This is a genomic window from Streptomyces odontomachi (assembly GCF_024435355.1).
In the GTDB taxonomy this organism is placed as follows: Bacteria; Actinomycetota; Actinomycetes; order Streptomycetales; family Streptomycetaceae; genus Streptomyces; species Streptomyces odontomachi.
This window is the reverse complement of record NZ_JAMJWG010000060.1, coordinates 1-6,650: the sequence shown is the minus strand read 5'-3', so window position 1 is coordinate 6,650 and position 6,650 is coordinate 1. Positions and strand designations below refer to the sequence as shown.

At 74.5% G+C, this 6,650-nt stretch carries 1 protein-coding gene; it reads right to left on the bottom strand.

All coding sequences use genetic code 11. The annotated features are described in order from the left end of the window. On the bottom strand, positions 1–6,650 hold a 6,650-nt coding region (locus NQO67_RS43265), incomplete at both ends, for a type I polyketide synthase (RefSeq protein ID WP_255956153.1).

Here is a 6,650-nt window from a genome sequence, read left to right as displayed (position 1 = left end):
GCGGACTCACCACCGCCGGCCACGACCTCCAACCCACGCACCAACTCCTCCCGCGACCGCCCCACCACCACCGCACGGTGATCGAACCCAGCACGTGCGCGAAGCGTCGCCGCCACATCCGCCGTGGCCAGTTCCGACCGGACCGCCAGATGATCCGCCAGCCGTCGCGCCTGCCCCCGCAACGCACCCGCCGACTTCGCCGAAACCGGCCACACCACCGGACCACCCAGGTCAACCGGCTGGTCCTGGTCAGCGGCTGCCACTGACGCGTCCGTGGCGGGTGCCGCCTCCAGGATCAGGTGCGCGTTGGTGCCGCTGATCCCGAACGACGACACCGCCGCCCGCCGTGCACGACCCACCTCCGGCCACGCACGTTCCTCCGTCAGCAGCTCGACGCCACCGTCCGCCCACTCCACGTGCGGCGTGGGCTCGTCCACGTGCAGGGTCCTCGGCAGCACACCACGCCGCATCGCCTCCACCATCTTGATCACACCGGCGACACCCGCAGCCGCCTGCGTGTGCCCGATGTTCGACTTCAAGGAACCCAGCCACAACGGCCGCTCGGGATCGCGGTCCCGTCCGTAGGTGGCGATCAGGGCCTGTGCCTCGATCGGGTCGCCGAGCGTGGTGCCCGTGCCGTGCGCCTCCACCACGTCCACGTCCGCCGTCGACAGACCCGCATCCGCAAGGGCCGCACGGATCACGCGCTGCTGCGAGGGACCGTTCGGGGCGGTCAGGCCGTTGCTCGCGCCGTCCTGGTTCACCGCGGAACCCCGCACCACGGCCAGCACCTGGTGGCCGTTGGCCTGGGCGTCCGACAGGCGTTCCAGCAGCACCATGCCGGCGCCCTCGCCCCAGGCGACACCGTCCGCCGACCCGGCGAAGGCCTTGCAGCGGCCGTCCGGGGACAGGCCGCGCTGCCGGCTGAACTCCTGGTACATGCCGGGGGTGGCCATGACGGTGACGCCGCCGGCCAGGGCCATCGTGCACTCGCCGCCCCGCAGCGCCTGAACGGCGAGGTGCATCGCGACCAGGGACGAGGAGCAGGCGGTGTCGACGGTGAGGGCCGGGCCCTCCAGGCCGAAGGTGTAGGAGAGCCGGCCCGAGGCCACGCTGGCCGCGAGGCCGGTGATCAGGTAGCCCTCGGCGCCCTCCGAGCCCTCGTAGGACAGGGAGGCGTACTCCTGGGCGATGGCTCCCGTGAAGACGCCGGTCCTGCTGCCGTGCAGGGTCCTGGGGTCGATGCCGGCGCGTTCGAAGGTCTCCCAGGCGGTCTCCAGCAGGAGGCGCTGCTGGGGGTCGAGCGCGAGCGCCTCCCGCGGGCTGATACCGAAGAACTCGGCGTCGAACTCGTCCGCGTCGTACAGGAACCCGCCCTGCCGAACGTACGACTTCCCCGTGGCCGCGGGGTCCGGGTCGTACAGGCCCTCGACGTCCCAGCCGCGGTTGAGCGGGAGCCCGCCGATGGCGTCCACGCCGTCGGCGACGAGCTGCCACAGCCCTTCCGGGCTCGTCACGTCGCCCGGGAAGCGGCAGCCCACGCCCACGATCGCGATCGGGTCGTCGCCGCCGGTCGCCGTCGCCGTGGTCGGCGGGGTCGTGACGGCGGTGTCCGTGACGGTGTCCAGCAGCTCGTCGAGGAGGAGACCGGCGACGGCGGACGGGGTCGGGTAGTCGAAGATCAGGGTGGCGGGGAGCCGGAGGCCGGTGGCGTGGCCGAGGGCGTTGCGTAGTTCGACGGCGGTCAGGGAGTCGAAGCCCAGCTCCTTGAACGGGCTGTCCGGGTCGACCGCGCCCGCCGAGCCGTGCCCGAGCGCCGTGCCGGCGTGGTCGCGCACCAGCCTGAGGAGCAGGTGCTCCTGCTCGTCGCGGCTGCGGCCGTGCAGCTCCCGCAGGACGCCGGACGCGCCCGCGCCCCCGTCGGCCGCCCTGCGCACCGCGCCCCGTACGAGGCTCCGGTACAGCGGCGGCACCTCACCGGACGCGCGCAGCCGGGCCGTGTCGAGCAGTGCGGCGACGAGGGAGGCACGGTCCGTCGTCAGGGCGGCGTCGAACATGGCCAGGGCGCGTTCGGCGGGGATCGGCGGCAACCCGGTGCGGCGCAGCCGGGCCTGGTCCTGCTCGGTGAGCGTCGCGGTCATGCCGCCGTCCTGCGGCTGCCACGGTCCCCAGGCGAGGGCGGTCGCGGGCAGGCCCGCGGCTCGGCGGTGCTCGGCCAGGGCGTCCAGGAAGGCGTTGGCCGCGGCGTAGTTCGCCTGCCCGGGGCTGGTGAGCGTGCCCGCGAGGGAGGAGAACAGGACGAACGCGCCGAGGTTCGTCTCCCGGGTCAGTTCGTGCAGGTGCCAGGCCGCGTCCACCTTCGGCCGCAGCACCCCGGCGAGCCGGTCGGCGGTCAGCGAGGGGAGCGTGACGTCGTCCAACACGCCCGCCGTGTGCACCACAGCGGTCAGCGGGTGCTCGGCCGGCACCGCCGCCAGCAGCCCGGCCACCGCCGTGCGGTCCGCCACCTCGCAGGCCGTGACGTCCACGGTGGCGCCCAACCCGGCGAGTTGCGCGACGAGTTCGCCGGCGCCGGGTGCTTCGGCGCCGCGCCGGCTGGCGAGCAGCAGATGCCGCACCCCGTGGGCCGTCACCAGATGCCGGGCGACCAGGGCGCCGAGCGTGCCGGTGCCGCCGGTGATCAGCACGGTGCCGTTCGGTGCGAACGCTCCCGGGGCCACCGGCCCGTCGGACTCCGACTCCGAGCCCGAAGCGGTGGAGCCCGAGCCGGAAGCGGTGAGCGGGCCGGTGCCCGGACCTGCGGGCGCACGCACCAGGCGCGGCACCCGCACCACACCCCCGCGCACCGCCGACTCCGGCTCACCGGCACCGAGCGCAGCCGCCAGCGCACCGTAGGACTCCGCGGCACCGTCCACGTCCACCAGCACGACCCGGCCCGGATACTCCGCCTGCGCCGAACGCACCAACCCCCGCACCGCGGCCGAGGCGAGATCGGTCACCGGCTCCCCGCCGACCGTGACCGCGCCCCGGGTGGTGATCAGCAGGCTCACGTCAGCGGTCGTCTCGTCGGCCAGGAACGTGCGCAGGGTGTCGAGGACATGGCTGGTCAGCGTGTGCGTACGGGCGACCACGGGGGTGCCGGGTGCACGCGTGGACGGGGTCACGGGCACGCTCGCGTACGGTGCGTTCGCCGGGTCCCCGTTTTCGTCCTCGACGAGCTCGAGGCCGGTCAGGTGATCCGCCTCCAGGCCCGCGGCGCGCAGCGCCTCGGCCGCCTCGGGGGCGCCGAGGACCGCCCAGCGGCCGGTGGCGGGGGTCCCGGCCGCGGGGACGGTGGACCAGTCGACCTGGTGGAGCGGGTCCCGGCCGCGGTCCTGGACGCCTTCGAGGCGGCCGGGGTCCACTTCGAGCATGGTGAGCGAGCCGATGGTCAGCACGGGCTCGCCCGCAGCGTCGGCGACCGCCATGGTCACGGTGCCGGGTGCCGGCTCGGTGACCCGGATGCGCAGGCGGGTGGCTCCGGTCGCGTGCAGCGCCACCCGGCTCCACGAGAACGGCAGCCGGACGAAGCCGGTCTCCTCCTCGGTCCGTGCCCCGTCGGGGCCGGTCCTGGGCACCAGCGCGCCCGGGTGCAGGGCGGCGTCGAGGAGGGCCGGGTGGATGCCGTAGCCGCCGGGTTCGACGCCTTCGGGCAGGGCGATCTCCGCGTAGACGGCGTCCGTGCCGCGCCAGGCGGCCTTCAGGCCCTGGAACAGCGGGCCGTAGTGGTAGCCGCGCTCGATGAAGTGCGCGTAGAAGTCGTCGAGTGCCACGCGCCGGGTGCCGGCCGGCGGCCATGCGGTGAGGCGTTCGCCGCCGGCCGTGTCCCGGCTGCCGAGCGAGCCGGTGGCGTGGCAGGTCCACGCGGTGTCGGCGGGCGCGTCGGAGCCGCGGGTGTAGACGGCGAACGCGGCACGGCCGGTGCCGTCGGACGGCTCGACGACGAGCCGCAGCTGCAAGGAGCCCGTTTCGGGGACGCCCAGGAACGCGTGGTGGGTCAGCTCCTCGATCTGGTCGCAGCCGATGTGGTCGGCGGCGTGCAGCAGCAGGTCGACGAAGCCGGTGCCGGGCAGCACCGGCGAACCGTAGATCTCGTGCTCCGCGGTCCAGGCCGGGTGGTCCGCCGAGATCCGCCCGGTGAACAGGTGGCCCTTGCCCTCGGGCAGTTCGGTCACCGCGGTCAGCAGCGGGTGGTCGGTGGTGCTGAGCCCCGCGGCGGCCAGGTCGGCGGCCGGCTGGGGGATGAGCCAGTAGCGGTCGCGCTGGAAGGGGTAGGTGGGCAGCTCGGCCGCGTGGGTTCCGGCCGGGGGCAGCCGCCAGTCGACGTCGGTGCCGGCGGTGTGCAGGGTGGCGAGGGCGGTGAGGAGGGTGCGGGTCTCCGCGTGGTCGGCGCGCAGCGCGGCGACGGCCACCACCTGCTCGTCCGTCTCGTGCAGGGTGGCCCGGGTCAGCGCGGTCAGCACCGGGTCGGGGCCCAGCTCCAGGTAGGTACGGCCGCCGGCGCCGTGCAGGGCGCGTACGGCGTCCGTGAAGCGCACCGGGCGGCGGATGTGGCCGCTCCAGTACGCCGGGTCCGTGAGCTGGTCGACGGTGGCCAGCTCGCCGGTGACGTTCGAGACCACCGGGATGGCCGGCTTGTGGAAGGTGAGGGTGGCCGCGATCGATGCGAACTCGGCGAGCACGTCGTCCATGTGCGGCGAGTGGAAGGCATGGCTGACCGGCAGGGTGCGGGTCTTGCGGCCCAGCCGGGCGAAGTGCTCGGCGATCCGGGTGGCCGGCTCCGCGTCCCCGGAGATGACGGTGGAGTCGGGCGAGTTGAGGGCCGCGATGGAGACGCCGGGCTGGTCGGCGAGGTGCGCCAGCAGTTCCTCTTCCGTCGCCTGGACCGCGATCATCACGCCGTCCGCCCGTGCGGCCTGCATCAGCCGGCCCCGGGCCGCCACCAGCACGGCCGCGTCCGGCAGCGACAGCACACCGGCGACGTGTGCGGCGGTCAGCTCGCCCACCGAGTGTCCGGCCAGCACGTCCGCGCGCACCCCGAACGACTCCACCAGCCGGTACAGGGCCACTTCCAGCGCGAACAGTGCCGGCTGCGTGTAGCGGGTCTGGTCGAGCAGGGCCGCTTCGGGGGTGCCGTCGGCGGCGAACACCAGGTCTTTGAGCGGACGTTCCAGGTGGGGGTCGAGCTGGGCGCAGACCTCGTCGAGTGCGTGCGCGAACACCGGGAACGTCGCGTGGAGCTCGCGCCCCATCCGGGGTCGCTGGCTGCCCTGCCCCGTGAACAGGGCAGCCAGCTTCCCGCGCCCCCGCACCGCGCCGGACACCACCGAGGCGGCAGCGGAAGACGTCTCTCCTTCGGCCAGTGCGGCGAGACCGGCGAGCAGTTCGTCGTGCGAGCCGCCCAGCACCACCGCCCGGTGCGCAAGCCGGGCGCGCCCGCCCGCGAGCGCGGCCGCGACCTCGGTGAGGCCCGCGCCCGGCCGGCCGGCGGCGAACTGCCGCAGGCGCTGGGCCTGCTCCCGCACCGCCTGCTCGGACCTGCCGGACAGCACCCACGGCACCACCGGGCCGACGGCGGCCGGCCCTTCGGCGATGGCCTCCGTCGACGGGTCAGGCTCGGGTGCGGCCTCCAGGATCAGGTGCGCGTTGGTGCCGCTGATGCCGAACGAGGAGACGCCGGCCCGGCGCGGACGTCCGGTCTCGGGCCACGCGCGCTCCTGCGTCAGCAGTTCGACGCCGCCGTCCGCCCAGTCGACGTGCGGGGACGGCTCGTCCACATGCAGGGTCTTCGGCAGCACCCCGCGGCGCAGCGCCTCGACCATCTTGATCACGCTGCCGATGCCGGCGGCGGCCTGCGCATGGCCGATGTTCGACTTCAGCGATCCCAGGAACAGGGGTCGCTCGGGGTCGCGGTCCCGTCCGTAGGTGGCGATCAGGGCCTGTGCCTCGATCGGGTCGCCGAGCCGGGTGCCCGTGCCGTGGGCCTCGACCGCGTCCACGTCAGCGACCGAGAGGCCGGCGTTCTTCAGGGCGGCGCGGATGACCCGCTGCTGGGAGGGGCCGTTGGGGGCGGTGAGCTGGCTGCTCTTGCCGTCCTGGTTGATGGCGGAGCCGCGGATGACGGCGAGGACCGGGTGGCCGTTGGCCTGGGCGTCCGAGAGCCGTTCCAGCAGCACCATGCCCGCGCCCTCGGCCCAGGCGACCCCGTCAGCGGCGCCCGCGAAGGACTTGCAGCGACCGTCCGGGGACAGCCCGCGCTGGCGGCTGAACTCCAGGAACATGCCGGGGGTCGCCATCACCGCGGCGCCACCGGCGAGGGCGGTCTCGCACTCGCCGGTGCGCAGTGCCTGGCAGGCCTGGTGCAGGGCGACCAGCGACGACGAGCAGGCGGTGTCGACCGAGACCGCGGGGCCCTCCAGGCCCAGGGTGTAGGAGATCCGGCCGGAGGCGACGCTGAGGGTGTTGCCGGTGAGCAGGTAGCCCTCGATGTTCTCGCTGCCCTGGTGGGTGATGGAGGCGTACTCGTGCCCGGAGACACCGGTGAACACGCCGGTGCGGCTGCCGCGCAGCGACATCGGGTCGATGCCGGCCCGCTCCAGCGCCTCCCAGGC